A 26,659-nucleotide genomic window follows, 5' to 3' on the forward strand; every position below is an offset into this window, starting at 1 on the left:
CGCCCCACGCCGCCGTCATCCTCGGGCTTGACCCGAGGATCCACTGTTTACACTCACTCTCTCTAGCGTCGCTGGTTTCTGGCAGACGTGATGGATCCTCGGGTCAAGTCCGAGGATGACGTCGAGAGGGAGAGAGGCTCCAAGGGGGACTTGGGACCATGTTTTTCCGACTGTTGGCCGTGATCGGCCTGTTGTTCAGCCTGACGGCTTCGGCCTTTGCCCAGCAGGGCGATGCCAAGCCGTTGATCGATGCGCTGGGCAAGGCCGATTTCAAGCAGGCTGAAGCGCTGATAGGGCAGATTGCTGCGACCGGCGATGCACGCGTCGTGCCTGCACTCGAAGTGCTTGCTGCCGGCGAACTCTATGTTCGCAAGGCCGACAGCCTGGTGTTTCTCACCAAGCCCGCCGGCGATAATCTGACCCTGATCGATCCGATGACGGGTGAGGCGATCGGGGAAGCGCCGAAGGCAGCGGTGACGAAGATCAAGGTCAACAATACGCTGCGTCGTGTCACGCGCGCAGCACTCGGCGGTCTGACGCTGCTGAGCCCCGATCGTGGTGTGCGGCTTGCCGCGGCGGATGCCGTGTTGAAGGCGCCGAGTGCTGAAAATCTCGGGCTGTTGGAAGCGGCTCTTGCCAAGGAAACCGACGCCCAGGTTCGCGCGCGCATGGAAGAGGCGCGGGCCGTTTCCCTGCTTAGCTCCGATCGTTCCGTCGAAGACAAGCGCGGCGCCATCGACACGATCAAGACGATCGGCGGGCGTGATGCGATCAGCATCCTGATGGCTGCATCATCCTCCGTCGATGCCAGCCTGAAGCCGGACATTGACGCGGCGATCTCGCATATCCAATCCTCGCTGGCGCTATGGGATGCGGCCCAGAACATCTGGTACGGCCTGTCTCTCGGTTCCGTGCTGCTGCTTGCGGCCATCGGCCTTGCCATCACCTTCGGCGTGATGGGCATTATCAACATGGCCCATGGCGAGATGGTGATGATCGGCGCCTATTCCACCTTCATCGTTCAGGATATCATTCGCAGTCACTTCCCAGGACTGTTCGACTGGTCGCTCACCATCGCGCTGCCGGTCGCCTTTATCGTCACCGGATTTGTCGGTCTCGTCATCGAGCGCGGCGTGATCCGCTTTCTCTATGGCCGGCCGCTGGAAACACTGCTGGCCACCTGGGGTATTTCGCTGATCCTCCAGCAGGGCGTGCGCTCCATCTTCGGGCCGACCAACCGCGAGGTCGGCAGCCCAAGCTGGATGTCCGGCTCCTTCAGCGTCGGCTATCTGAACTTTACCTGGAACCGCGTCTGGATCGTCTGTTTCTCGCTGTCGGTGTTCGTTGCCCTGCTTCTGCTTCTGAAGCGCTCCTCCTTCGGCCTGCAGATGCGCGCCGTGACCCAGAACCGGCGCATGGCCTCTTCCATGGGTATCCGCACACCCTGGGTCGATGCTTTTACCTTTGCGCTCGGTTCGGGCGTTGCGGGTCTTGCGGGCGTCGCGCTCAGCCAGATCGACAATGTGTCGCCCAATCTTGGCCAGAGCTACATTATCGACAGCTTCATGGTCGTGGTCTTCGGCGGTGTCGGCAATCTCTGGGGAACGCTGGTCGGCGCGCTGTCGCTTGGTGTTCTCAACAAGTTCCTGGAGCCCACCGTCGGTGCCGTTCTCGGCAAGATCCTCGTCCTCGTCCTCATCATCCTGTTCATCCAGAAGCGGCCACGCGGTCTCTTCGCACTCAAGGGAAGGGCGATCGAAGCATGATTACCGGCTTTCTCCTTCGCGCTCTCGACCGCCGCATCTCGATTGCCATCGGCATCATTCTGGCCGTGGCGCTCATCATTCCGGCACTGAACCTTCTCTTGCCGCCCAGCAACCCGCTGCATGTGCCGACCTATATGATGTCGATGCTCGGCAAGTATCTGGCTTACGCGCTATTGGCGCTGGCACTCGATCTCGTCTGGGGCTATTGCGGCATTCTCTCGCTCGGCCACGGGGCGTTTTTTGCGCTCGGCGGCTATGCCATGGGCATGTATCTGATGCGCCAGATCGGCTCTCGCGGCGTCTATGGCGATCCGGTGCTGCCGGATTTCATGGTCTTCCTCAACTGGAAGGAACTGCCCTGGTTCTGGCACGGCTTCGATATGTTCTGGTTCGCCATGCTGATGGTGCTCGTCGTGCCCGGTCTGCTTGCCTTCATCTTCGGCTGGTTCGCTTTCCGCTCGCGCGTCAATGGCGTCTACCTGTCGATCATCACCCAGGCCATGACCTACGCACTGCTGCTTGCCTTCTTCCGCAACGACATGGGTTTTGGTGGCAATAACGGCCTGACAGACTTCAAGGATATTCTCGGCTTTTCCGTTCAGGCAGACGGAACACGTGCCGTGCTGTTTGCCATGACCGCACTGATGCTGGCGCTGTCCCTGATGATTGCCTCCGGTATCGTCAACTCCAAGTTCGGCAAGGTGCTGGTGGGTGTGCGCGATGCCGAAAGCCGCGTTCGCTTCCTTGGCTTTCGCGTCGAAAACATCAAGCTCTTCACCTTCGTCGTCTCGGCGATGATGGCGGGCATTGCCGGTGCGCTTTTCGTGCCGCAGGTGGGCATCATCAATCCGGGCGAGTTCGCGCCGGCCAACTCGATCGAAGTGGTTGTGTGGACGGCCGTTGGCGGCCGCGGCACGCTGATCGGGCCAATCATCGGCGCGCTGCTGGTCAATGGCGGCAAGAGCTACTTTACCAGCGCCTTTCCCGAGTTCTGGCTCTTTGCGCTGGGCGGCCTCTTCATCGCCGTCACGCTGTTCTTCCCCAAGGGCATTGTCGGCACCATCCAGCACACTATGGCGGGTCGTCGCGGCAAGGGTGCAAAGCCCAAAGACAACCCGGCAAAGCCCGGCAATGACGATGCGGTGGCGCATCAGGCAGCGGAGTGAGGCGGATATGAACACAGTTTCTGATACGAGAGCAAAAAGCCTGCTCTATCTAGACGGCGTTTCCGTTTCCTTCGATGGCTTCCGGGCGCTGAACTCTCTCTCCTTTGTGGTCGAGCCCGGCGAGTTGCGCGCCATTATCGGCCCGAATGGAGCCGGCAAGACGACGATGATGGACATCATCACCGGCAAGACGCGGCCGGACAGCGGCACGGTGCTGTTCGAAGACCAGATCGATCTGACGAAGAAGGACGAGGCCGATATCGCCCAGCTCGGCATCGGCCGGAAATTCCAGAAGCCGACCGTGTTCGAAAGCCACACGGTCTGGGACAATCTGGAACTGGCGCTGAACCGCAAACGCGGCGTCTTCGCCACGCTGTTCTACCGTCTGACGGCGGAAGACAAAGCGCGCATCGAGGAAATCCTCGCAACTGTGCGCCTCGGCCACCGCCGAGATGATCTTGCGGCCAATCTCTCCCACGGCCAGAAACAGTGGCTGGAAATCGGCATGCTGCTCGCTCAAGAGCCGAAGCTTCTGCTGGTGGATGAACCGGTGGCGGGCATGACGGACGCCGAGACGGCGGAAACGGCCGTGCTGTTGAAGGAAATCGCCAAGACCCGTTCCGTGGTGGTGGTGGAACACGACATGGGCTTCATCCGCGAGCTTGGCGTCAAGGTGACATGCCTTGCCGAAGGCTCCGTGCTGGCCGAGGGATCGATCGATTTCGTTTCGAACGATCCGAAGGTCATTGAGAACTATCTGGGGCGGTGAACATGCTAAGCGTCGAAAACATCAATCTTCACTATGGCGCGGCGCAGGCTTTGCGTGGCATTTCGCTCAATGCCGAGATGGGCAAGATCACCTGTGTGCTAGGGCGAAACGGGGTGGGCAAGAGTTCGCTGTTGCGTGCGGTCACCGGTCAGCATGCCATCAGCGGCGGCTCGATTACCTTTGGTGGAGAGAGCCTGAATGGACTTGCACCCTATCAGCGGGCGAAGCGTGGGGTGGGCTACGTGCCCCAGGGGCGTGAAATCTTTCCATTGCTGACGGTGCAGGAAAATCTGGAGAGTGGTTATGCGCCGCTGCCGCGCAAGGAGCGGTTTATTCCCGACGACATCTTCAGCCTGTTTCCGGTGCTGCAAAGCATGTTGTCACGCCGCGGCGGCGATCTTTCCGGCGGGCAACAGCAGCAGCTGGCGATTGGCCGGGCGCTGGTAACGCGTCCGAAGATCCTGGTGCTGGACGAGCCGACCGAGGGCATTCAGCCGTCGATCATCAAGGATATCGGACGGGCCATCAAGTATCTGAGGGATTCAACCGGCATGGCGATCCTGCTGGTCGAGCAATATCTGGATTTCTGCCGCGAGCTTGCCGACTATGTCTACATCATGGATCGCGGCGAGGTGGTGCATCAAGGTGCGGCGGAAACGCTCGACACGCCGGAAGCGCGGCGGCATTTGACAGTATAGTTGCTGCGGATTTGCTCACGCCGTAATAAAAACCCCGTGATAAAGTGAACAGCCATGCGCTCAGGCATGGCTTTCATGCAGGTTTTTACGTTTCATTCACCAAAGTCCTGTGTTATTGGCAACATGAATGCTGCATGCAAGACACACCCGAGAGGTCATCTGCACGCCGCGACCGTCGATCCCTTACATTCCGCGAATTTTCCGGCATCTTGTCGGAGAACTGTGCCAATAAAGGCGTGCCGATGAATTTGACTGTTGCTGGCCGGACGTTCCGGCTTCAATTCCCTGCCAAGACATTGTTCGCAGGGTTTGCCATCCTCACAAGCATGAGCGCCGCAGCATCGGCGTCGATGTGCGGTCAGGCTGCAAAGCCCGGTCGGCATGAGTTTTCGCTCATGTCACAGGGGGCAGAACGCGAGGGAGTCTATTTCGTTCCATCCTCTTATGATGGATCGAAGCCGGTGCCGGTGGTTTTTGACTTTCATGGCAGCAACAGCAATCCGAACGGCCAGCTCGATCGCAGTGGCTGGGACAAGGTCGCCGAACGCACGGGCGTCATGGTCGTGGCACTGCAGGGCAGTCTCGACGGCGATCTGCCAGGTACCCATGCCTGGAACGTGCCGGGCGTGACCACCCGCAAGGGCGGGCTGGATGAGGTCTCTTTCATCCGCGATGCGGTTTCCATGGTGAAGTCGAAGTTCTGCGTCGATGAAGAGCGCTTTTATGGCTCCGGCTATTCCGGCGGCGGGCGCATGCTTTCCCAATATCTGTGCAGCGGCAGCAACGATTTTGCCGCAGCTGGCTTTGTCGCCTCGCTTCGCGCAGGCGTTCCGGTGGAAGCCGAAGGCCGCTGGCGGCCGGATATGGCAAGCTGCACGCCAGCCAAGCCGATGTCGATCATCGCTTTTGCCGGCACGAAGGATCCGGCCAATCCCTATCAGGGTGGCGGCAAGCCTTACTGGCAGTATGGCGGCGAGACGGCGCTGAAGCGTTGGGCGGAGCTCGATGGCTGCAAGGGTGCGGTGAAGAGCAAGTCTCTCGGCAACTTCACATTCAATTCCTATGATGTCTGCAAGAGCGGATCGCGCATTCATTCCTATGTGATCGACGCCTGGGATCATGCATGGCCGCGCGCCACGATGAAGTCCGACGTCATTGCCGCTTCTGCCGTTCTGACCCGCAAGCCCGGCAGCGATGTGACGCCGAAGGCTCAGCCTGCGGTGGACCGCAGGACATCGGGTGATGAGAGCGCAAGACAGGTTGATGCAGCCGAAAGAATGTGGGATTTCTTCCAGAATACGGAAGGGCAGATGGTTGTCGACGCAACGTCGAAGACGGATTGCTCTGTGAAAGCGGTTTCCGCATCCGCGAAGCCCTCGGAGACGACGTGCAGCCAGTCCTTGAAAGCATCAGCCAACCCCGTCCGCAACGCGCCCGTGGCCGAGGACGCATTGTAACCAAAGCGCTTGATGGGCGCAGTCGTCTGGATGAATTGTTCCAGGAAGGCTGCGCCAAGATCAGGCTGCCCGATACATTTTCCAATGAAATGGAAGCCATTCTCATCAATTCCTCCGGCGGTTTGACCGGGGGAGACGAGGTGGAATGGCAGGCGCATGCCAAGGCAGGCACCCGCCTTGTCGTGACCACGCAGGCCTGCGAAAAGGTCTACAAGGCCGCTGCCGGGACTGCGAATGTCTCCGTTCGTGTCACAGCGGAAGAAAACACTCGGCTGCACTGGCTTCCCCAGGAAACCATCCTCTTTGATCGCGCCTCGCTGACACGCAGGCTGGAGGCTGATCTGCATGCCTCGTCCGAGTTTCTCGCTGTGGAAGCGGTGTTGCTTGGCCGTCAGGCCATGGGCGAAGCAATGGAAGAAGGGCTGTTTCGTGACCGCTGGCGCATTCGTCACGGCGGCAAGCTCGTTCACGCGGAAGAGCTTTTTCTCGACGGTCGCATTGCCGATCTGACGCAGCGGTCTTCCGTTCTCGCGGGCCGCGTCGCCTTCGCCACCATCCTTTATATCGGGCCGCTGGCTGAGGCACTCTTGCCTAAAATCAGAGCGTTTGCCGGAGAAAGCGGCGGCGCCAGCGAATGGCAGGGGAAGCTCGTCGTGCGACTGTCTGCACAGGACGGTTTCTCCTTGAGAAAAATGCTTTTTCCCATCATTTCGCTCTTGCGCAACGGCGCGCCAGTGCCGAAAGTCTGGAATCTGTGAAGCGGGTGCAGCGCCCCTAAAGCCGGATGACCGTCTGGCCTAAGTGACTGCATCGGCGGGATGATTTTGAGCGTACCTTCCAAGCCCTGAAGGACGCTCGGCTGGAATGGGACGACGATGAACCTTACTCCCCGGGAAAAAGACAAGCTCCTGATCTCCATGGCCGCCATGGTGGCGCGCCGGCGGCTCGAACGCGGCGTCAAGCTCAATTATCCAGAGGCGATCGCGCTGATCACCGACTATGTGGTGGAAGGTGCGCGTGACGGCCGCGCCGTGGCCGAACTGATGGAAGCGGGCGCCCATGTCATCTCGCGCGATCAGGTCATGGAAGGCATCGCCGAGATGATCCACGACGTGCAGGTGGAAGCCACCTTCCCGGACGGCACAAAACTCGTCACCGTGCATGAGCCGATCCGTTAAAGCGCCGCGCGTCCTATTGGACGCACGGCGCTTTACCTTTTTTGAATCGACGCATCGTGCTTTCCGAAAATCGAGTCCGATTTTCGGAAAGCACGATGCGGTAAGACCGACAGAATTTGTTTTACGCATTGTCCAGGGCAGAATCGCCTACACGTTTGCTGGCTATGCTGAAGGGAGAACTGGGATGATACCAGGTGAGATCATTGCTGCCGAGGGCACGATAGAGCTCAATGCCGGCCAGCCGACCGTGACCATCGAAGTCGCCAATTCCGGTGACCGCCCGGTTCAGGTGGGCAGCCACTATCATTTCTTCGAAACCAATGCCGGGCTGATTTTCGAGCGCGACAAGGCCCGCGGCATGCGACTGGATATTCCGGCCGGCACGGCGGTGCGTTTCGAGCCGGGGCAAAAGCGTGAAGTGACGCTCGTGCCGCTATCCGGCAAGCGCGAGGTCTATGGCTTTCGCCAGCAGATCATGGGGAAGCTGTGATGGCCTCACAGTTGAATCTGAGCGCCTTGGTTTCTCTCGTCCTGCTTGTCGGCTCCGGCGCCGCCACCGCGGCGTTTGCCCAGGACAAAAAGGTCAATTGTGCCGACCCTCAGACGCAGATGGAGATGACCCAGTGCGCCGGGGAAGACTACGACAAGGCCGACAAGGACTTGAATGTCGAGTACCAGAAGCTCCGCAAGCTTTTGGGCGAGCGTGACAAGGCGGCTGACGAGAATGGCAAGGGCGCGGTCGACGCGCTGGTTGCTGCGCAGCGCGCCTGGGTCGCCTACCGCGATGCCAATTGCAACCTTGCGGGATTTCAGGCGCGTGGCGGGTCGATGGAGCCGCAGCTTGTCGCCTCTTGCCTTGCGCAGATGAGCCGCGATCGGACGCAGGAGTTAAAGACGCTTTCCGCACAGTTCTGGTAGCCCTGATCTGTCAAGACACGTCACGATGCCAAGGCGGATGCCGCCTTGGTCTTTATCAAAACAATAGCCTTCTCCGCCTCTGAGGGAGCCAGACCGCCCATGTCCTACAAGATTTCCCGCGCCGCCTATGCCAACATGTTCGGCCCGACCACCGGCGACAAGGTGCGCCTGGCCGATACGGAGCTGTTCATCGAAATCGAAAAGGATTTCACCACCTATGGCGAAGAGGTGAAGTTCGGTGGCGGCAAGGTCATTCGTGACGGCATGGGCCAGAGCCAGGCGACGCGTGCGGAGGGTGCGGTCGATACCGTCATCACCAATGCGGTGATCGTCGATCATTCGGGCATCTACAAGGCCGATGTCGGCTTGAAGGACGGGCGCATCCACGCAATCGGCAAGGCGGGCAATCCGGATACGCAGCCGGGCGTGACGATCATCGTTGGCCCTTCGACCGAAGCCATTGCGGGTGAGGGCAAGATTCTGACCGCTGGCGGCATGGACGCCCATATCCACTACATCTGCCCGCAGCAGATCGAAGAAGCGCTGATGAGCGGCGTGACCTGCATGCTGGGCGGCGGTTCTGGTCCTGCGCATGGAACGCTTGCCACCACCTGCACCGGCGCATGGCATATCGAACGGATGATCGAAAGCTTCGATGGCTTTCCGATGAATCTGGCGCTTGCCGGCAAGGGTAATGCCTCGCTGCCGAAGCCGCTGGAAGAAATGATCCTGGCAGGCGCCTCCTCGCTGAAATTGCATGAGGACTGGGGCACGACGCCGGCTGCCATCGACAACTGCCTGACGGTGGCCGACGCCTTCGACGTGCAGGTGATGATCCATACCGATACACTGAACGAAAGTGGCTTCGTGGAAGACACGGTGGCCGCCATCAAGGGCCGCACCATCCATGCCTTCCATACGGAAGGGGCAGGCGGCGGTCACGCGCCGGATATCATCAAGATCTGCGGCAATCCCAACGTCATTCCGTCCTCCACCAATCCGACGCGGCCCTACACGGTCAATACGCTGGCGGAGCATCTCGATATGCTGATGGTCTGCCACCATCTGTCGCCGTCCATTCCGGAAGACATTGCTTTTGCCGAAAGCCGTATCCGCAAGGAGACCATCGCGGCGGAAGATATTCTACACGATATCGGCGCCTTCTCGATCATTTCCTCCGACAGCCAGGCCATGGGCCGCGTCGGCGAGGTGGCGATCCGCACCTGGCAGACGGCCGACAAGATGAAGCGTCAGCGCGGCCGCCTGAAGGACGAAAAAGGCGAGAACGACAATTTCCGCGTTCGCCGCTACATCGCCAAATACACGATCAATCCGGCGATCGCCCATGGTGTGAGCCACGAGATCGGATCGGTCGAAGTCGGCAAACGTGCCGACCTCGTTCTGTGGTCCCCGGCCTTCTTTGGCGTAAAGCCGGAAATGGTGCTGCTCGGCGGTTCGATTGCGGCGGCACCCATGGGCGACCCGAACGCCTCCATTCCCACGCCGCAGCCAATGCATTACCGCCCGATGTTTGCGGCTTACGGCAAGCTGCGCACCAACTCCTCCGTCACCTTCGTATCGCAGGCCTCGCTCGATGGCGAGTTGGCACAGCGTCTCGGTGTTGCCAAGAAGCTGGTGGCGGTGAAGAATGTCCGCGGCGGTATCTCGAAGGCCTCGATGATCCACAACACGCTGACCCCGCATATCGAGGTGGACCCGGAGACCTATGAGGTGCGCGCAGATGGCGAGTTGCTGACCTGCGAACCGGCAACGGTTCTGCCCATGGCGCAGCGCTACTTCCTGTTCTGATATCGGGCTTTTTGAAATGGTCCGCATAACTGCGCGATCGTCGCCTTAGCGTCGTCTCCGCTCCGTTGGCGGATTGGCGAGGGGCGCACGCGTTTGAAATGATGCGTTGTGCTTTTGCGATACTGACGTCAGTTGCGAGAATTGGTCTACCTCCAAAAACGAAGCGGGCGCCGTCCAGAGACGGCGCCCGCTTCGTTTTGTTATCGGTCGCAGACCCCTGATGAGGGTCTTTAGTCTTCGATGATCTCGCTCTGCTTGCTGGTATCGCGCATGAACAGGTAGACGACAAGCGACACGCCGATCATGGCGGTGACGTACCAGTAGAAGCCCTGTTCCCAGCCAGCGCTCTTGAAGCGCAGTGCGACGAACTCCGCGGTACCGCCGAAGAGCGTGTTGGCGAGAGCGTAAGGGAGAGCAACGCCGAGTGCGCGGATATGGGCGGGGAAGAGTTCCGCTTTGACCACGGCGTTGATCGAGGTGTAGCCCGTCACGATCACCAGTGCGGCCATGACCAGCAGTCCGGCAATCAGCGGGTCCTTGGTGTGTTCCAGGGCCGAGAAGATCGGGTAGGTGAAAAGAACGCCCATCACGCCGAATGCGATCATAAGGGGTTTGCGGCCGATCTTGTCGGACAATCCGCCCGCGATTGGCTGCAGCAGCATGAAGATGAGGAGCGTGATCGCATTGATCTCGCTGGCGACTTCGCGCGAGAAGCCGGAGGTGTTGACGAGGAATTTCTGCATGTAGATCGAGTAGGCGTAGAAGGCCAAGGTGCCGCCTGCGGTCAGCAGCATGACGAGTGCGGTCTCTTTCGGATGCTTGGTCAGAAGCTGCCAGAAGCCGGACTTCGGCTTGCCTTCAGCCTTGGCGTTCTTGAAGCTTTCGGTTTCTGCAAGGCCACGACGCAGCCAGAAGACCACGACGGCAAGTGCCGCACCGACGAAGAACGGGATGCGCCAGCCCCAGGCATTCAAATCTTCCGTGGTCATGACGTTTTGCAGAATGATGAGGACGGCGATGGCCAGAAGCTGGCCCGAGATCAGGGTCACGTACTGGAAGGAGGAAAAGAAGCCGCGGCGTTCCTTGCCGGCCATCTCGGAAAGATAGGTGGCAGAGGCACCATATTCGCCGCCAACGGAAAGCCCCTGCAACAGACGGGCGATGACGAGAAGTGTGGGCGCGGCCACGCCGATCGTGTTGTAGTCAGGCGTCAGCGCAATGATCAGCGAGCCCAAGCACATCAGGGTTACCGAAAGCGCCAGACCGGACTTGCGGCCATGACGGTCGGCATAAAGGCCCATGATCCAAGCGCCGACAGGGCGCATCACGAAGCCGACGGCGAAGACGGCTGCGGAATTGAGAAGCTGCGCGGTCTGATCGCCTGCGGGAAAGAAGTGCGGGGCGAAGTAAAGCGCAAAGGCGGCATAGACATACCAGTCGAACCATTCGACGAGATTGCCCGTCGAGCCGCCGATGATCGATTTCAGGCGATGCTTGCGGTCCGCCGACTGCGCGGCTCTTCCCTGGGTGACAGTATTTCCGGTCTCGATCAACACACTCAGACCCTCCCTTGGTCAAGTTATACAAAGACGCCCAGTGCCTTCTTCCAGGCAGGGCCAAGATCGTGACGCGCGGCTTGGGGCTTGGGTCTTCCCTTAGAGTGACCAGCGATTGTCCCGCTTAAAGCGTGCTTGCTGATCAGCACATGGCCGTTAATTTTTAGCTGTTGGGCCATCCTCCCGACGGCGCGTCCTCGTCTTGCAATCTGCGGGAGGGGCGGTCGACGTGTGAAGGTTTTGTTGCGCTGTGGTCAAGCTGTTGAATTTTATTATCGTTTCAAAATCTATCCTCGTACTGCGAAAGAAATTTGTGCTGATTTATGCATGGCATTCTGATAGATTGTGCAATATCCTGCACAGATGTCAGTGAAACCTCGTCTACAAATCGTCGTGCTGGTGCTGCTCGTCCTGGCCGCTATCGCTCTCGTCTGGAGCGGAGCGTCACTCTGGTCGCGTCGGCAAGCATCGCAGCAACTGGCCGGAGAGGCCGAGTTGCTGGTACGCCAGCACAGCCTGTTGATTGACAGCGAACTTGCCCGTTTTCGGCTCATGCCGATCGTTCTGGGCGAATATGGCGATCTGGTCGATGTTCTCTCGACCAGGAATGCTCAGACGGCAGCGCGGCTCAGCGAGAAGTTTGGCTCTCTCGTGCGAGAGACCGGAGCCTCCTATATCTACCTGATCAATCGAAACGGCGTTGCCGTTGCCGCCTCCAATGCCAGCGATGACAGCAGCTTCGTCGGGCAGGATTTCGGCTTCCGGCCCTATTTCTCCGGCGCCATGCGCGACGGGAAGGCGGAATATTATGGTGCCGGCTTACTCACCCGTCAGGCGGGATTGTTTCTGGCGCGGCGCGTCGGCCAAAACGACGCGGCATCCGGTGTCGTCGTTGTCAAATACGAGTTCGGTGCGCTTTCCTCCATCTGGGCCGGTGATCCGGGGCGCACGCTGATCGTCGATGCCAACGGCATCATTCTGGCGGCACCTGACAAGGACCAGATTTTGACAACGCTGGCGCCGCTGCCAACCGCCGTTCGTCAGCGCATCGATGCGATCAGCCAATATGGCGATGCAAAGCTGCAGCCGGGCAATTATCGGTTTGCCGGTCCGGATCATATCGAGACGGCTGAGGGCGCGGACATGGTCTATGCCGCACTTCCCATTGCCGGAACGGATCTTCGCATCCTGCATCTTCTCAACACGCGGCAAGCGCGTATCGCCGCAGACCGGCGAGCGACGTTTGCCACGCTTGCCATCCTGCCGCTTCTGCTTCTCGCCGGTTTCGCCGTCTGGTGGCAGGCCAATCGCACCGCAAGGCGCGCTGCGGAGCGGCGTAGCCTGGAGGCGGCGGTCGCTGAAAGAACGGCGCAGCTGCGTGAAGAAATGGGCTATCGGGCAATTGCCGATCAGCGTTATCGGGAGGCGCGCGAGGAATTGGCGCAGGCCAATCGGCTTGCCTCCGTCGGCTCCATCACTGCTGGACTCATGCATGAAATCAATCAGCCGGTTGCCACCATTCGCACCCTTTCGGAAAATGCGCTGCACCATCTTGCCGCCAGTCGCAGCGAACGTGTTCGCGACAGCCTCGGTACGATGATTGCGATGACGGAGCGGATCGGCACGCTGACGCAGGAAATGCGTGGGTTTGCCCGCAAGGGGGAGGGGCAGATCGGCGAAGAGCCCCTGGATGAGATGATCGCCGGTGCCATGCTGTTGATGGAAGACCGGATCCGCAAGGCGGGCATTCGCCTGACCTTGCCGCCAGGCGGTCAGCCAACTGTGCTGGGCAAGCGTGTGCCGCTCGAACAGGTTGTCGTCAATCTGCTGCAGAACGCCATGGATGCGCTGGAGGGACATCCCGATCCAGAGATTGCGATCACGGTGAAGCGTGAAGAGAGCATGATTTGCCTGACGGTTGCCGATAACGGCCCCGGCATCGATTCACAGCTTGGCAAGCAAGTCTTCGAGCCCTTCGTTACCGGCAAGCCCAATGGACTTGGGCTTGGTCTCGGCATTGCCCAGGACATCATGAAGGATCTCGGCGGTTCTCTCACCATCACGGCGTCGGCGCTTGGCGGCGCGGCCTTTACTGTAACCATGAGGGCGGCATGACGCAGAACGCACCGGAGAAGATCCTGCTCGTTGAAGACAATCTCGCCTTTCGCGCAGCATTGGCGGACAGCTTCGCCATCGCCGGGTTGGAGGTGGAGGTGCATGACGATGGGAAATCGGCGCTCGCCAGCCTCTCCACGACGCTGCCCGGTGTCGTCGTCACCGATCTTCGCATGCCGCGGCTCGATGGCAACGACCTGTTCGATGCCATTCTGGCGCGCGACCGCGAATTGCCAGTCATCCTGATGACGGGGCATGGCGATATCGCCATGGCAGTGGCGGCTTTAAAGCGGGGCGCTTTCGACTTCGTGGCAAAGCCGTTCATGACGGACCATCTGATCGCCTCCGTCCGGCGGGCGCTCGAAACCCGTCGCCTCGTCGTCGACAATCGGCGGCTTCGCCAGGCGGCACTGGAGGCGGAACTGACATCGCCGCTGCTTGGCCAGACGCCGGCGATGGTGCAGTTGCGGGATCTGGTCGAGCGGGTTGCGCCAACGGACGTCAATGTTCTGATCGAAGGGGAGACTGGCACCGGCAAGGAGCTGATTGCCAGACTGTTGCACCAGGGAAGTGCGCGACGTGCGCGCCCCTTTATCCGCGTCGATTGCGCGTCGATCTCCGACGCGACAGTTGACGAAACGCTGTTCGGGACGCGCCTGCGTCGTGGGCTGATTGCCGAGGCCCAGCGCGGAACGCTGTTTCTGGATGGGGCGGAGACCATGTCTGCCCTGATGCAGGGGCGCATGCTGGGCGTGGCGGAAAGCCGCGAAATGCCCAATCCCAGTGGCGGGACGATGCCCGTGGATATCCGGATCATCACCACCCTGACACGCAAACACCTTGCCGGTGATGACGAAAGGGCGGGCTTTCGCAAGGACCTGTTGTATCACCTCGAGACCGTGCGCATTGGTGTGCCGCCACTGCGTCAGCGGCAGGGGGATATCGCCATCCTCTTCCACGTGTTTTTAGAGGACGCGGCGCGTCGGCATGGGCTTCCCAGCCCGCAGATCGATGGCGAGATCGAGGCGTTTCTCTTGAGCAACGAATGGCCGGGCAATGTCCGTGAATTGCGCAACTATGCAACGCAGATCGCGCTTGGCCTTGCGTCACCGCGCAACGGACTGTCGACGAGGTTGGGCCTTGTGGAGCAGATGGATGCTTTCGAAACAAGCGTTCTCACCCAGGCACTTCAAAACCATGGCGGTGACGCTACGGCTGTTGCGGAAGCGTTGAAACTTCCGCGACGAAGCCTCTATGCGCGTTTGCAGCGTCTGGGCATCTCCCCATCCTCTTTCCGCAAGCCTAGGGAGGAGAGCTAGGATCTGTCTCTCTTCGTCTCGCTGAGAGCATGCCGCGGAAAGCCCTCGGACGCTGTCATGCGGAAATCTGGGGATAACGACACCAAAGCAGAACTGGGGCCGCGTGCGGCAAAGCGGAGGCGCCCGACAGCATTTTGATGAGAATTCTGCGGATCATTCCTGCTGCTTCGCCGTTCATGCCCGTGGGGAATGACAAGCTTAAGGTCATCCTTGTTTAAGCACATATGCGATTAATTTCACCACGACCGCATATGCATAAAACTAGCTTAAACTTTTACTTGTTCTATTGAAGATGTCGCAACCTTTTCTGCTTATCGGTTGCCTTATGGAGGTAAGAGGCTGATGGCTGACGGGTTCGCAAAGTTTATCTCGCTCGATATGAGCCTCAGCGATCAAGGCCGGGGCCAGACGCTGCGAAGCTTTGCGATGAAAATGGTGTTCATCTCCATATCCTTGTCCATCGTGATCAGTCTGGCCGTCATTTTGATCGGTTCCGCGCTGGGGCTTCTTCCTGTTCCGCTTGCGGAGGCTGTCTCCTACAGTATCGCCATGGGCTGGATCGTTGGCGGCCTGGTCGCCGGAATTCTCTGCACGGTTCTTGCCAAGGCGATCCGCCAGTTGCGGGAATCGCAGGCGGAGTTTGAGCGGCTGAGCCGCACCGATACACTCTCGGGCCTGGCCAATCGCCGCGCCTTCAACCAGGCATTCGAAGACATTCAGAACAACGCCTCGCTTGCGATCTTCGATCTCGACCGCTTCAAGTCGATCAACGATAATTTCGGCCACAGCGCCGGCGATCTGGTGATCAAGCGCGTTGCCCGGGCCATCGAGGATGTGTTCGGCGATTTCCACTGTGTCGCGAGGCTCGGCGGCGAAGAATTCGGCGTGATCGTCTGTGGCGGAGAGCGCAAGGACCGCGTCGCGCTGATCGAAATGGCGCGAGTCCGTGTTGCCTGTCTTTCCGTCAATTTTGAAGGCAATCTGCTGCAGACGACGGTGTCCGTCGGCATTGCCGAAATCGAGCCGTCGCGATCGAAACACGATACTTTCGCCTTGGCAGACAAGGCGCTCTATATTGCCAAGGCCGCCGGGCGCAATCGCCTTTGCCATAGCGATGGATTTGCCCGTGTGGAGCGTAACGAGACAGTTGGCATGGCGCTCCAGGCGGCCTCCTGAGCCGAAGTGAACGCGGTGCCGCCGTCACTCCATGAGGCGCATTTGTGCTTGCTATACGCTTGAGATTTTGAATCCACGCATCGTGCGTCTGCGGAAATCGATCTCGATTTTCGGGCCGATGCTGTAGCGGCTTGCAATCCCCCATCCCATCCGGCAAGACTCTTCGCTTGAAGCATCACAGTCAGGCTGGACAACTCCATGTTACGTGTTCAATCCTATCTCCCCGCAGGCACACACGCCGATGAGCCGAGCGGCTATGTCACCCTTGCCCATGACCAGAGACATTTGAGACGCAAATTGTTGCATCTCCAGAATGACGAGATGGTCATGCTGGACTTGAAGGAGGCCGTGCTGTTTGCCCATGGCGATCTGCTGGTCGTCGAAAACGGCGATCTGGTGGAGGTGCGCGCAGCCAATGAGAAGCTGTTCGAGATCTCCGCAAAGAGCCCGCTGCATCTGATCGAGCTTGCCTGGCATCTCGGCAATCGCCATCTCTCGGCGCAGATCGAGGAGGATCGCATTCTCATCCTGCGCGATCACGTCATCCGCGCCATGCTGGAAGGCCTGGGTGCAACGGTGCGGGATGTGGAAGAACCGTTCCAACCCGCGCGCGGCGCCTATCATGCACATGGTGGGCATTTGCATGGCAGCCATTCCCATGGGGATCACGGGCATGGCGATCATGGACACGGCAGCCACGGCCACCACCATCACGATTGACGCATGATGCCGAAACGCAATGTGGATAGCCTGCTCAGACTGCTGGCCTGGATGTCGCCCGCCTTTCCGGTGGGCGCCTTTTCCTATTCAGGTGGTCTTGAAAGCGCTGTTGCGGACCGCCGCATTACCGATGCTGAAAGTCTCAGCGACTGGATTGGGCTTTCACTCCAGCGTGGGACCTTGTGGAACGATGCGGTGATGGTGTGCCAGGCCTGGAACGGCTTTGCCGACGACGCCATGCTCAACGAGATTGCCGATCTGTCGCGTGCTCTTGCGGGTTCGGCGGAGCGCTATCGCGAGACGGTTCTCCTGGGCGATGCCTTTGTGGAGGCTGCGCGCGCCTGGCCGTCCCCAGTCTTCGACAGGCTACCGGCCTCGCCGACCTATCCGGTTGCGGTGGGTGCAGTTGCCGCCGCGCATGACATTGCGTTGGAGGATATTCTCGCCGCCTATCTGCACTCCGGCCTGTCGCAACTGGTTTCCGCAGGCATCCGTCTTGGTGTCGCGGGGCAGAAGGATGGTGTTGCGATCCTGGCAAGGCTGGAGGAGGTGGTGGGAGAGGTTTCAAGCCGAGCCTCTACCGCCACGCTCGATGATCTCGGATCGGCCACCATCATTGCCGATACGGCGCCCATGCGCCATGAGGTGCAGGGAACGCGGCTCTTCCGCTCCTGACCGCCTTCCCTTTACTTTGGTGTTGATGAGGCAGGCGTGAGACCGCTATGGTCGGCAAAACACATCCAGAAGGGAAGCAGGCATGAAATCGGGAAATGGGCCGCTTAGAGTTGGTATCGGCGGACCTGTCGGTTCCGGCAAGACGGCATTGACGGAAAAGCTGTGCAAGGCGATGAGCTCTGAATTCTCCGTCGCCGTCGTCACTAATGACATCTACACCAAGGAAGATGCCGAAGCGCTGGTGCGCATGCAAGCGCTGCCATCGGAGCGCATCGTCGGCGTGGAAACCGGCGGCTGCCCGCACACGGCGATCCGGGAAGATGCTACGATCAATCTTCAGGCGATTGCCGGTTTGAACGAGCGCTTCCCCGATCTCGACGTGGTCTTCATCGAATCGGGCGGCGACAATCTCGCGGCCACCTTCTCTCCCGATCTGGCGGACATCACCATCTATGTCATCTCCGTCTGCCAGGGCGAGGAAATCCCGCGCAAGGGCGGGCCAGGCATCACCCGCTCCGACCTTCTGGTGATCAACAAGAAGGATCTGGCACCTTATGTCGGTGCCGATCTTGAGGTGATGGATAGCGATGCCACCCGCATGCGCAAGGACATGCCATTCTTCTTCACCGACATGAAGCGCGGCGAAGGCATCGACCGGATCGTCGGCTTTCTCAAGCAGCAGGGCGGTTTGTAAAAGGATTAGCCTGTGGGAGGCCCGGTCCGCTTTGACACGTCCACAGGCTCAATCCGGGTCACAGCCTGTTCAGGGCCGCCGGGTCTTTGATGTGGATAACGCGTCCGCGCACGCTGACGCCGCAGCTTTTCAGGGTGGAGAAGGCGCGCGAGAGCGCTTCGGGTGCAAGGCCGAGCTTGCCCGCCAGCACGCTTTTCTGAAACGGCAGGCGCAGCGAATATGAGCCATTATCCGTCGGCGCCTGGGTCGCCAGGTAATGCGCCACGCGTTGAGGCGCGGTCTGCAACCTATCATTGGCGACGCAATCCATGACTTTCAGATTGTTTTTCGACAGGGTTTCGATCATGGCACGCGCCACCGTTGGGTCCGCTTCGAGCATCGCCCTGATGCGCGACAGTTCCAGCCTCGCCAGCAGGCAGCATTCGGTGGTCTGGGCGCTGTAGCGGTGGTTGCCGGTCTCGAAGATCATGCAATCGTTGAAGGTTTCGCCTGGACTGCAGATGCGAATATCAGCCTCGCGCCCGTCGCGACTGGTGCGAAACAGGCGCACATGGCCGTTCAATACGTAATAGAGATATTCCGCCGCACTCGCCTCGGTGAAGAGCACATGACGGGAGGGTAGCGTCAAAAGTGACGCGGCATCGATGACCGACCGCGCCGATGTCTCGCTCATGGGAGACAGAAGGTCACTGCGAATGAGAAGGGCTTTGTCCCTGTTGGTCAGTTTCTCGATCTTGCTCACGCTCGTCCCCCGTAACCATATCATCCGCGCGCCCGTCTCGTCAGATCGATTGGAAGAGGCGCGAACCTTCGGCCATGGATGTTGTCATGGGGGAGAGGATAGCCGGTTCTGCAGAGCTCAAATTGATTTCGATCAAACTTTGATGAAATTTGAGACGTGTGGGCCTTCGCCCAATAGGCTTGACTAAGAGCGCGCCGCTTCCCTTATGCGTCGCAATCACGCCGCCGTTGCGACATCGATTTCAGGAATGGTCTCCAGTGCATCTTTCAAATGCGCCGCTTCGATCTTCAGGTCGTAACTGGCCTGCATGCTCATCCAGAACTGCGGAGAGGTCTTGAAGAACTTCGCCAGACGAAGTGCGGTATCGGGCGTCACCGAAGCCTGCTCGGTCGCGAGCCGCTCGATGCGCGTTCGGGGCACCTGCAGCTTTTTTGCCAGTGCGCCAGCACTCATCCCAAGCGGCAGGAGATACTCTTCTCGAAGGATTTCACCGGGGTGAACAGGGGGCAAGACACTTGTCATAACGGCTCCTCTCAGTGGTAGTCGACAATCTCAACGTCTTCGGCGCCGCCGTCTTTCCAGACAAAACAAATGCGCCATTGATCGTTAATCCTGATCGAATGCTGGCCTGCACGATTTCCCTTCAACGCCTCCAGTCTGTTGCCCGGCGGCGAACGAAGGTCTTCCCAATCATGAGCCACGTCGATCATCGTCAATTTGCGAACCGACGATCTGACGATGTCGGCCGGAAAACCTTTCGGGGCTTTTCCGCTCGCGACCATCTCAGTCATGGAGTCTTTGAACGAGCGGATCACGCCTAGCCTCTAACTACGACATGTATCATAGCGTGATACATTTCCAACATCAAGTGGTGTGTATCATGATATGATACAGATGTTCGTTATGACGTGGACCTGAGTGGGCAATCCGGTGAATGCGGTTTCACCGGATTGAAGGATGTTGTGAAGACGTGATCTACTCTGCCGCGAGAGGTGGAAGCCGAAGCACGTTGTCGGATTTGCCTTTGCGGCTATCCTTTGGCGCATTCTTCTCTACCGCTGCGATACGCTCTTCCATGGAGGCGATAGCCTCGCTGTTTTCCCGCGCGACGTTCGACAGTTCTTCCGATGACAGGATCGGGTGCTCCTCTTCCTTCTTGCCGATGAATCGGCCGAAGAGGTGAGAGAGCAGGCGCGACAGGTCGTCCATGATCAGGAAGAAGGCTGGAACGACGATCAGGGACAGAACCGTCGAGACGATGATACCGCCGATCACCGCGATTGCCATCGGCGCGCGGAATGAGCCGCCTTCGCCGACGCCGAGTGCGGATGGCAGCATGCCGGCGGACATGGCGATCGAGGTCATGATGATCGGACGGGCGCGCTTGCGGCCGGCCTCCACCATGGCTTGAACGCGCTCCATGCCGTGGCGTCGCATCTCGATGGCGAAATCGACGAGCAGGATGGCGTTCTTGGTGACGATGCCCATCAGCATCAGAATGCCGATCAGAACCGGCATGGAGAGCGCGTTCTGCGTGACGATCAGCGCCACTGCCACACCGCCGATCGCAAGCGGCAGCGAGAAGAGAATGGTGAAGGGCTGGATCACGTCCTTGAAGAGGAGGATAAGAACGACGAGAACCAGCAGCAGGCCGAGCAGCATGGCGTTGACGAAGCCTTGCTGCATTTCACCTTGCACCTTGGCATCACCGCTTTCCGCAAGGCGAACCGTTGGCGGAAGCTTTGTTTCTTCAACGATCCGTTTGAACTCATTCGTCGAGGTATCGAGTGCAGTGCCGAAGGGGACGTCAGAGCCGATGGCGACAACGCGGTTGCGGTCATTGCGCTTGATGGAGCTCGGGCCTTCCGAATAGTCGATATCGGCCACGCTATAGAGTGGCACGGTTGCGCCGGAAGCAGTCTTGATCTTCAGCGCGCGGATGGCGGCCAGATCGCGCCGCACATCGAGCGAGGTCTGGACGCGGATCGGGATCTGCCGGTCATCAAGTGAGATCTTCGTCAGCTGCGCATCGATATCGCCGATGGTGGCAACGCGCACGGTCTGTGAAATCTGCTGCGGCGTGATGCCGAGGCGGGCGATTTCATCCTTGCGCGGGCGGATCTGCAGTTCGGGACGCGGCAAGGCACCTTCCGAGCTGACATTGGCGAGGATCGGTGAGGCACGCAGGCGCGATTCCAGAATGCCGACGGCCTGGTTCAGGTCCTCTTCACTGGACGAGAGGAAGTTGAAGGCGAGTTCGCGTTCCGCGCGGTCGTTGAGCTTGATGATGCGCACATCCGGGATGTTGTGAACGCTGGCGAAGATGTCGCGCTCCACATCCCATTGGGGCCGGGTTCTGCCATTTTCTTCGATCTTTGGCAGATGAGGACCGATCAGCGGAATGGAGCCGAAACCACGATTGACGATGGTCTTCAGCAGCGAGTGGTCGATCTTCTTCAAGATGACACGCACTGTCGCACGGCGCAGTTCAAGATCGCCCTTGGGGGACGCGCCGCCGAGGATGAAGACGCTTTCCACGCCGTCGATGCCCTTGATGGCGTCATTGATCTTGGCAGTCGTGGCGTCGGTCTCGTCGAGCGTCGCATTGGGCGGAAGCTCGATCGACAGCACGACGCGCGAGGAGTCGTCCGGCGGCAGGAAGCTGCCGGGCACCTGGGCGAGCAGCATCAGCGAGGCGACGAGGAAGCCGATCGCGCCGAGCAGGGTCAGGTAGCGTGCCCACCATCTGCGGGTCGTGCCCGTCACCATGCGCGTATAGGCCTTCATCAGGCGACCGTCATTATCGTGATGATCGTCGACGGCATCGTCGGCGCGCATCAGATAGGCGGCCATCAGCGGCGTGATCAGACGCGCAACCATCAGCGAGAAGAAGACGGAGAAGGCGACGGTCAGGCCGAACTGGATGAAGTACTGGCCGGGAATGCCGGGCATGAAGGAGACGGGGACGAAAACCGCGATGATGGTGAAGCTGGTGGCGATCACCGCAAGGCCGATTTCATCGGCAGCTTCAAGCGCTGCGCGATAGGGCGTCTTGCCCATCTTGATGTGTCGCGAGATGTTTTCCACCTCCACGATCGCATCATCGACGAGAATACCGGTTGCCAGCGTCAGCGCCAGGAAGCTGACGAGGTTCAGCGAGAAACCGAGCAGGTCCATGACCCAGAAGGTGGGGATGGCCGAGAGCGGCAGCGCGACGGCCGCAATCAGCGTTGCGCGCCAGTTGCGCAGGAAGAGCAGCACGACGATGACGGCCAGGATCGAGCCTTCCATCAGCGTGTGAAGGGCGGCCTCGTAGTTTCCATAGGTGAAGTAGACCGAGTCATCCACCATCTGGATGGCGACATCCGGATGGTCTGTGCGCACCTTGTCGAGGTTCTGCGCCACGGTTTCGGACACCGTCACTTCGCTGGCGCCCTTGGCGCGGAAGACGGCGAAGGTGACGGCGGGATTGCCGTTGAAGCGCGAGAAGGACTTCGGCTCCTCATACGTATCGGTCACTCTTCCGAGTTCCGACAGCTTGACGAAGTTGCCGTTCGGTAGTGCGATCGTCGTATTGGAAAGTTCCGCCACGTTGCGGGCGTCGCCGAGCGTGCGGATCGTCTGTTCGTTGCCGCCGACCTGTCCACGGCCGGAGCCCAGATCGATATTGGTGCCGCGCAGCTGGTTGTTCACCTCGGCTGCGGTGATGCCATAGGCATCGAGCTTCGATGGGTTGAGCGACACACGCACTTCACGGTCAGCACCACCGTAGCGGTCGATCTTGCCGACGCCCGGCTGGCCCTGGAGTGCGCGCTTGATGGTGTCATCCACGAACCAGGAAAGCTCTTCCAGTGTCATGTTCGGCGAGGAGACCGCAAAGGTCTGGATCGCCTGGCCCTCGACGTCGATCTTGCTGACGACGGGCTCTTCGATGCCGGCGGGAAGGTTGGAGCGGATCTTGTCGATCGCGTCCTTGGTGTCCTGCACGGCCTCTTCGGTCGGCTTTTCGATACGGAAGAGAACGGTCGTCAGCGACTGACCGTCGGTCACGGTGGACTGGATTTCATCGATGCCGCTGATCGAGGCGACGGCATCTTCCACTTCCTTCGTCACCTGCGCCTCCAGTTCGGAAGGCGAGGCGCCGCTCTGCGTGACCGTGATGGCAACGACGGGAACGTCGATATTGGGGAAGCGGGTGATCGGAAGGTCGTAGAATGCCTTGATGCCAAGGAAGAGCAGCAGCGCGAAGGCAAGCAGCGGCGCAATCGGATTGCGGATGGACCATGCAGAGAAGTTCATGGTTGTGCCTTCGCTTTAGTTCGAGGCCGCGGCGGCAGCCGGAACCGGGTTGATCTTGTCACCGTCGCGGACGAAAGCGCCAGCCTTCTCCACGACCTTGTCGCCCTGCGACAGGCCTTGTTTGATTTCCACAAAGCCGGAATCCTGAATGCCGGTTTCGATCTTCACCTGCCTGATGACACCGTTTTCGACCTTGCGCGAGGTGGAGCCGTCACGCCCCGAGGTAACAGCCGACAGGGGGAGGGCCAGCGCATTGGCGGAAGCAACGACGATCTCGGCATTGGCATACATGCCGGCGCGCGCCGGGCTATTGGCTGGAAGCACGATATGGACTGCGCCGAGGCGCGTGGTCGGATCGACCGTGGGAGAGACGATGCGCACGGTGCCCTCGATCTTCTGACTGCCGCCGGCGACGGTGAGGCGCGCCTTCTGGCCGACCTCGACCTTTTGAATATCGGTCTCCGACAGGTCGGCGACAAGCTCGATCGCGCCATCCCGGATGATGGTGAAGAGGGGGTTGCCCGACCCGCTGGCAATGGCGCCGATGCGGGCATTCTTGGCGGAAATGACGCCGGCGACGGGCGTCTTGACGCCGGTGCGGGCGAGCTTCAGATCGATATCCTCGATCTGCGCATCCACCACCTTGATATCGGCTTCACCGACCGTCACGGTCTGCCTGGCTGCCTCGAGGCGCGCCTTGGCGACATCTGCCGCCGCTGCCGTCTGTTCCACCTGGGATACAGAGCCCGAGCCGGACTGGCCAAGGCGGGCGGCGCGATCCTTCTGGCGCACGGCGTCATCCAGATTGGCCTGGGCTTCGATCACCTGCGCTTTGCTCTGGGCAACGCCTGCCTCGGCTTTCGCCCGGTTGGCTTCCAGCTGGCTCTTTTGCAAAAGCAGGCTGTCGCGGGAAAGCTCGGCGAGAACCGAGCCTGCCTCCACTTTGTCGCCCACATCGACATTAAGCTTGTCGAGGGCAAGGCCCTCCACCTGCGGCTGGACATAAATCTCGTCCACCGGGCGAATGGTGCCGGTGGCAATCACGCGGTCCACGAGGTCGCGCTTTGCCACCTCCGTCACCACGATGGCGGGCAGGTTGTTGCGGCTTGCCTGCACGGGCTCACCTTCTGCCTGCGCCACTGTCTGAAGAGCGGAGCCCAGAAGAAGAAGGGCAGTAAAACCTGCAATCGGTGCGATGCGCTGCATATATTTGTCCGTCCACAGTGGGTCGCGCGATGATCATGCGCCGTCATCGGCGCCAATCATCTTCGGCGAGAAGTGCATGCGATATTCATTAGACTCTTCTACGATATCAGCCTCCATCCGGTTTACCTGACCGCGATGTCGGCGATATTACGCAAGCGTGTCCCATTCCCCTGATGCACGCTTTGTAAAAGCTCTGGTGAGGGGAATGTAAATGCGAGATCGCTACTTTTCAATCCGTCTAGCCGATGGCCCGGCTATACATTTTTGAATAGCGTTCTGGTGGGTGGCCAACGGGTTCATCGGCACTCAGGTACCAGCCTATCAGGAATTTCCGCGCAGTGCGCTGCATGTTTGAGAAAAACATGACGATTATCATCAACTTTATTCTTTACTCTAAAACTCATCTTTAATATCGTGCGCTCCAAGAACCGGCAGAGGGCCGGGTTTCAACGGCAAGGTGAGGCATGGCGCGGAAAGAAAAGAAGAAGGCAGTTCGGGGCAAGCAGGATGATCGCTCTCAATCGCCGGACACGTCCGTACAACAGCAGGCACCTTCCGGTCCGAAGAGCTTTCTCTATGTCGGCGGGCGCGACTGCCAGGTGGCGCATCTGCGCCAGATCGCCAGCAACTTCGATGCCGAACTGATCCACCATGACGGGGGCTTGCGCGAAGCGGTTTCCCGCATCGACACGCTGCTACCGTCGGTCGACTGCGTCTTCTGCCCCATCGACTGTATCAGCCACGACGCGTGCCTGCGCGTCAAATCCGGCTGCAAGAAGTTCGGCAAGACTTTCATCCCGTTGCGCAATGGCAGCAAGTCCAGCCTCGAGCGGGCGCTGCAGACGATGAATGAGCGCGGTGCGAATTAAGGGATGATGCTGAGGGGGCTTAAAAGGCCTCTCAAGTTCGGCTCTCGCCATCCTCGGCCTTCAGCCGAGAATCCGCAGCCGCACCCGTAAGCGCTTGAAACATGGATCCTCGGGTCGAGCCCGAGGATGACGGAGAGGTTGAAGCTTGCAGTGTCACCTCTCTTCAGGAGAGTTCCTATCACCTTTTACAAAGCGTTCTTCCGAATCACATCGCTCAGCCAGTGATATGACGCCTTCGGAATACGCTGTAGTGTCGGGTAATCGACATAGACCAGACCGAAGCGTTTGGAATAGCCGCGCCCCCATTCGAAATTGTCCATCAGCGACCAAGCGAAATAGCCCTTGATATCGTGGCCTTCTTCGAGTGCGTCGAGAAGAACGTTCAGGTAGCCTTCGAAATAGGCGATGCGATCCTTGTCGATGACCTTGCGATCCGGGCCGAGCGCGTCCGGATAGGAGGCGCCGTTTTCGGTGATGTAGATGGTCGGCTTGTTATAGCGCTCGCTGGTATCGCGGATCTGTTCGAGGAAAGCTTGCGGATCGACGACCCAGTTGACATCGGTGAGCGGACCCATGCCGGTGGGCGGGGCGGTCTCGGCAACGCCGAAGGTCGTGTTCTTGTTGGGGCCGACGAAGACCGGATTGTAGTGGTTGAGGCCGAAGAAATCCATTGTCTGGCTGATATCGGCCATGTCGTCGCCAAGAATGAACGGCTCCATTTGCTTGGCGATCGGCTCCGGATAGGTGCCGAGCCACAGCGGGTCGACGGTCACGCGGCGCCAGAGGCAATCGCCTAGAATGCGGGCTTCCTCGTGGGCCGCGTCGTCGTAATGCGGACGTACCGGCCCGAGCGAGACGATGTTGCCGACTTCCGCCTTGGGCGCTTCGGCGCGAACGGCCTTGACCGAGTAACCATGGGCAAGGTTCAGCGTGTGGATGGCCTGCAGGCTGTCCTCGTAGGACTGTTTGCCCGGCGCGTGGCGGCCGACATTATAGGCGACCCAGGGAATGACGTTCGGTTCGTTGATCGGCGCAAAGCGTTTGACGCGATCGCCAAAGTGGCGGGCAATCGTCGCGGCGTAATCGGCGAAGATCTTTGGGGTTTCGCGCGAGCGCCAGCCGCCCTTTTCTTCCACCGCCACTGGCATGTCCCAATGATGCAAGCAAATCCACGGCTCGATGCCTTCATGCAAAAGGAGGTCGATGACGCGGTCGTAGAAATCGAGCCCGCGCTGGTTCACCTGGCCGGAGCCTTGCGGGAAAATGCGCGGCCATGCGGTCGACAGGCGATAGGCGCCGACGCCAAGACCGCTCATCAGGCCGATATCTTCCGGATAGCGGTGGTAGTGATCGCAGGCGATATCCGCCGTCTCGCCATTGGTGGTGCGGCCCGGCGTGTGGGCATAAACATCCCAGACACTCTGGCCGCGGCCATCCTTGTTGACGGCGCCTTCGGTCTGGAAGGCGGAGGCGGCGACGCCCCAGAGAAAGTCCTTGGGAAAAGAACGCGTCATGACAGATGCTCAT

23 protein-coding genes and 1 pseudogene are annotated in these 26,659 nt (G+C 59.8%); 17 read left to right on the plus strand and 7 right to left on the minus strand.

All coding sequences use genetic code 11. From position 1 onward, the window contains the following. Positions 1 to 158 precede the first annotated feature (158 nt). The 10 genes from urtB (at position 159) to ureC (ending at position 9,761) form a co-directional block, all read left to right on the plus strand. Entirely contained in the window at positions 159 to 1,766 is a 1,608-nt protein-coding gene (urtB, locus tag PVA19_RS07700) for an urea ABC transporter permease subunit UrtB (protein ID WP_274101889.1), read from the plus strand. Further along, positions 1,763 to 2,932, plus strand: a complete 1,170-nt coding sequence (gene urtC, locus PVA19_RS07705; RefSeq protein WP_274101891.1) for an urea ABC transporter permease subunit UrtC — start codon at positions 1,763 to 1,765, stop codon at positions 2,930 to 2,932. Before urtB ends, urtC begins: the two co-directional genes overlap by 4 nt. Before the next feature lie 7 nt (positions 2,933 to 2,939). Then, positions 2,940 to 3,701: an urea ABC transporter ATP-binding protein UrtD gene (urtD, locus tag PVA19_RS07710; protein ID WP_062426613.1), complete on the plus strand. Its 762-nt coding sequence runs from the start codon at positions 2,940 to 2,942 to the stop codon at positions 3,699 to 3,701. A gap of 2 nt (positions 3,702 to 3,703) precedes the next feature. Beyond that, entirely contained in the window at positions 3,704 to 4,399 is a 696-nt protein-coding gene (gene urtE / locus PVA19_RS07715) for an urea ABC transporter ATP-binding subunit UrtE (protein WP_062598804.1), read from the plus strand. 242 nt (positions 4,400 to 4,641) lie between these two features. Continuing rightward, positions 4,642 to 5,856: an alpha/beta hydrolase family esterase gene (locus tag PVA19_RS07720; protein ID WP_112359984.1), complete on the plus strand. Its 1,215-nt coding sequence runs from the start codon at positions 4,642 to 4,644 to the stop codon at positions 5,854 to 5,856. Between the two features lie 35 nt (positions 5,857 to 5,891). Continuing rightward, positions 5,892 to 6,614 (plus strand): urease accessory protein UreD, encoded by a 723-nt coding sequence (locus PVA19_RS07725; RefSeq protein ID WP_440598601.1) that lies wholly within the window; start codon positions 5,892 to 5,894, stop codon positions 6,612 to 6,614. Between the two features lie 117 nt (positions 6,615 to 6,731). Next, a complete protein-coding gene (locus PVA19_RS07730) occupies positions 6,732 to 7,034 on the plus strand; it encodes an urease subunit gamma (protein WP_062426232.1) in 303 nt (100 codons plus the stop codon). A gap of 184 nt (positions 7,035 to 7,218) precedes the next feature. Next, positions 7,219 to 7,524: an urease subunit beta gene (locus tag PVA19_RS07735; RefSeq protein WP_111850354.1), complete on the plus strand. Its 306-nt coding sequence runs from the start codon at positions 7,219 to 7,221 to the stop codon at positions 7,522 to 7,524. Then, the gene (locus PVA19_RS07740; RefSeq protein ID WP_112359983.1) at positions 7,524 to 7,952 is read left to right on the plus strand and encodes a lysozyme inhibitor LprI family protein; all 429 of its coding nucleotides are present in this window, start codon (positions 7,524 to 7,526) and stop codon (positions 7,950 to 7,952) included. The genes PVA19_RS07735 and PVA19_RS07740 overlap by 1 nt, the downstream gene beginning before the upstream one ends. 99 nt (positions 7,953 to 8,051) lie before the next feature. Then, on the plus strand, positions 8,052 to 9,761 hold the full coding sequence (gene ureC / locus PVA19_RS07745; protein ID WP_274101895.1) for an urease subunit alpha: 1,710 nt from the start codon (positions 8,052 to 8,054) through the stop codon (positions 9,759 to 9,761). 230 nt (positions 9,762 to 9,991) lie between these two features. Here ureC and PVA19_RS07750 read toward each other — a convergent pair whose 3' ends face one another. Next, positions 9,992 to 11,311, minus strand: coding sequence for an MFS transporter (locus tag PVA19_RS07750; protein WP_111850444.1), 1,320 nt, complete (start codon positions 11,309 to 11,311; stop codon positions 9,992 to 9,994). 369 nt (positions 11,312 to 11,680) lie between these two features. On the opposite strand from PVA19_RS07750, the gene PVA19_RS07755 reads away from it, so the two are divergent. From PVA19_RS07755 to ureG, 6 genes are all read left to right on the plus strand, one after another. Next, the gene (locus tag PVA19_RS07755; protein ID WP_274101896.1) at positions 11,681 to 13,432 is read left to right on the plus strand and encodes a sensor histidine kinase; all 1,752 of its coding nucleotides are present in this window, start codon (positions 11,681 to 11,683) and stop codon (positions 13,430 to 13,432) included. Then, a complete protein-coding gene (locus PVA19_RS07760) occupies positions 13,429 to 14,751 on the plus strand; it encodes a sigma-54-dependent transcriptional regulator (RefSeq protein ID WP_274101898.1) in 1,323 nt (440 codons plus the stop codon). The genes PVA19_RS07755 and PVA19_RS07760 overlap by 4 nt, the downstream gene beginning before the upstream one ends. Before the next feature lie 342 nt (positions 14,752 to 15,093). Further along, entirely contained in the window at positions 15,094 to 15,927 is an 834-nt protein-coding gene (locus PVA19_RS07765) for a GGDEF domain-containing protein (RefSeq protein WP_062426238.1), read from the plus strand. A 198-nt stretch (positions 15,928 to 16,125) separates the two neighbouring features. Beyond that, on the plus strand, positions 16,126 to 16,647 hold the full coding sequence (gene ureE / locus PVA19_RS07770) for an urease accessory protein UreE (RefSeq protein WP_274101900.1): 522 nt from the start codon (positions 16,126 to 16,128) through the stop codon (positions 16,645 to 16,647). A gap of 3 nt (positions 16,648 to 16,650) precedes the next feature. Further along, a complete protein-coding gene (locus PVA19_RS07775) occupies positions 16,651 to 17,322 on the plus strand; it encodes an urease accessory protein UreF (protein WP_274101902.1) in 672 nt (223 codons plus the stop codon). Positions 17,323 to 17,404: 82 nt separating this feature from the next. Then, positions 17,405 to 18,016, plus strand: coding sequence for an urease accessory protein UreG (gene ureG, locus PVA19_RS07780; protein ID WP_062439974.1), 612 nt, complete (start codon positions 17,405 to 17,407; stop codon positions 18,014 to 18,016). A gap of 58 nt (positions 18,017 to 18,074) precedes the next feature. Here ureG and PVA19_RS07785 read toward each other — a convergent pair whose 3' ends face one another. The 5 genes from PVA19_RS07785 to PVA19_RS07805 all read right to left on the minus strand — a co-directional run bounded on the left by PVA19_RS07785 (position 18,075) and on the right by PVA19_RS07805 (position 24,263). Beyond that, positions 18,075 to 18,758 carry a Crp/Fnr family transcriptional regulator gene (locus PVA19_RS07785; RefSeq protein ID WP_062598795.1) on the minus strand — a complete coding sequence of 228 codons (684 nt, stop codon included), beginning with the start codon at positions 18,756 to 18,758 and terminating at the stop codon, positions 18,075 to 18,077. Between the two features lie 216 nt (positions 18,759 to 18,974). Then, entirely contained in the window at positions 18,975 to 19,280 is a 306-nt protein-coding gene (locus PVA19_RS07790) for a HigA family addiction module antitoxin (RefSeq protein WP_113180683.1), read from the minus strand. 11 nt (positions 19,281 to 19,291) lie between these two features. Next, complete coding sequence (locus tag PVA19_RS07795; RefSeq protein WP_113180682.1) at positions 19,292 to 19,573, minus strand: type II toxin-antitoxin system RelE/ParE family toxin; 282 nt, start codon at positions 19,571 to 19,573, stop codon at positions 19,292 to 19,294. Between the two features lie 160 nt (positions 19,574 to 19,733). Then, positions 19,734 to 23,057, minus strand: a complete 3,324-nt coding sequence (locus tag PVA19_RS07800) for an efflux RND transporter permease subunit (RefSeq protein ID WP_062439991.1) — start codon at positions 23,055 to 23,057, stop codon at positions 19,734 to 19,736. A 15-nt stretch (positions 23,058 to 23,072) separates the two neighbouring features. Further along, positions 23,073 to 24,263, minus strand: coding sequence for an efflux RND transporter periplasmic adaptor subunit (locus tag PVA19_RS07805; RefSeq protein ID WP_113180681.1), 1,191 nt, complete (start codon positions 24,261 to 24,263; stop codon positions 23,073 to 23,075). A gap of 563 nt (positions 24,264 to 24,826) precedes the next feature. On the opposite strand from PVA19_RS07805, the pseudogene PVA19_RS07810 reads away from it, so the two are divergent. Then, a pseudogene (locus tag PVA19_RS07810) lies at positions 24,827 to 25,132 on the plus strand (DUF2325 domain-containing protein); the annotation flags it as partial. Between the two features lie 185 nt (positions 25,133 to 25,317). Here the strand turns inward: PVA19_RS07810 and PVA19_RS07815 are convergent. Next, positions 25,318 to 26,646 carry a GH1 family beta-glucosidase gene (locus PVA19_RS07815; RefSeq protein WP_062426247.1) on the minus strand — a complete coding sequence of 443 codons (1,329 nt, stop codon included), beginning with the start codon at positions 26,644 to 26,646 and terminating at the stop codon, positions 25,318 to 25,320. Positions 26,647 to 26,659: the final 13 nt, after the last annotated feature.

The sequence above is a fragment of the Agrobacterium sp. CNPSo 3708 genome, from assembly GCF_028674915.1.
Taxonomy (GTDB): Bacteria; Pseudomonadota; Alphaproteobacteria; order Rhizobiales; family Rhizobiaceae; genus Agrobacterium; species Agrobacterium cavarae.

Coding starts and splice junctions, on each gene's coding strand:
- urtB (WP_274101889.1), top strand. CDS start 159: ATGTTTTTCCGACTGTTGGCCGTGATCGGCCTGTTGTTCAGCCTGACG.
- urtC (WP_274101891.1), top strand. CDS start 1,763: ATGATTACCGGCTTTCTCCTTCGCGCTCTCGACCGCCGCATCTCGATT.
- urtD (WP_062426613.1), top strand. CDS start 2,940: ATGAACACAGTTTCTGATACGAGAGCAAAAAGCCTGCTCTATCTAGAC.
- urtE (WP_062598804.1), top strand. CDS start 3,704: ATGCTAAGCGTCGAAAACATCAATCTTCACTATGGCGCGGCGCAGGCT.
- PVA19_RS07720 (WP_112359984.1), top strand. CDS start 4,642: ATGAATTTGACTGTTGCTGGCCGGACGTTCCGGCTTCAATTCCCTGCC.
- PVA19_RS07730 (WP_062426232.1), top strand. CDS start 6,732: ATGAACCTTACTCCCCGGGAAAAAGACAAGCTCCTGATCTCCATGGCC.
- PVA19_RS07735 (WP_111850354.1), top strand. CDS start 7,219: ATGATACCAGGTGAGATCATTGCTGCCGAGGGCACGATAGAGCTCAAT.
- PVA19_RS07740 (WP_112359983.1), top strand. CDS start 7,524: ATGGCCTCACAGTTGAATCTGAGCGCCTTGGTTTCTCTCGTCCTGCTT.
- ureC (WP_274101895.1), top strand. CDS start 8,052: ATGTCCTACAAGATTTCCCGCGCCGCCTATGCCAACATGTTCGGCCCG.
- PVA19_RS07755 (WP_274101896.1), top strand. CDS start 11,681: ATGTCAGTGAAACCTCGTCTACAAATCGTCGTGCTGGTGCTGCTCGTC.
- PVA19_RS07760 (WP_274101898.1), top strand. CDS start 13,429: ATGACGCAGAACGCACCGGAGAAGATCCTGCTCGTTGAAGACAATCTC.
- PVA19_RS07765 (WP_062426238.1), top strand. CDS start 15,094: ATGGCTGACGGGTTCGCAAAGTTTATCTCGCTCGATATGAGCCTCAGC.
- ureE (WP_274101900.1), top strand. CDS start 16,126: ATGTTACGTGTTCAATCCTATCTCCCCGCAGGCACACACGCCGATGAG.
- PVA19_RS07775 (WP_274101902.1), top strand. CDS start 16,651: ATGATGCCGAAACGCAATGTGGATAGCCTGCTCAGACTGCTGGCCTGG.
- ureG (WP_062439974.1), top strand. CDS start 17,405: ATGAAATCGGGAAATGGGCCGCTTAGAGTTGGTATCGGCGGACCTGTC.
- PVA19_RS07790 (WP_113180683.1), bottom strand. CDS start 19,280: ATGACAAGTGTCTTGCCCCCTGTTCACCCCGGTGAAATCCTTCGAGAA.
- PVA19_RS07800 (WP_062439991.1), bottom strand. CDS start 23,057: ATGAACTTCTCTGCATGGTCCATCCGCAATCCGATTGCGCCGCTGCTT.
- PVA19_RS07805 (WP_113180681.1), bottom strand. CDS start 24,263: ATGCAGCGCATCGCACCGATTGCAGGTTTTACTGCCCTTCTTCTTCTG.
- PVA19_RS07815 (WP_062426247.1), bottom strand. CDS start 26,646: ATGACGCGTTCTTTTCCCAAGGACTTTCTCTGGGGCGTCGCCGCCTCC.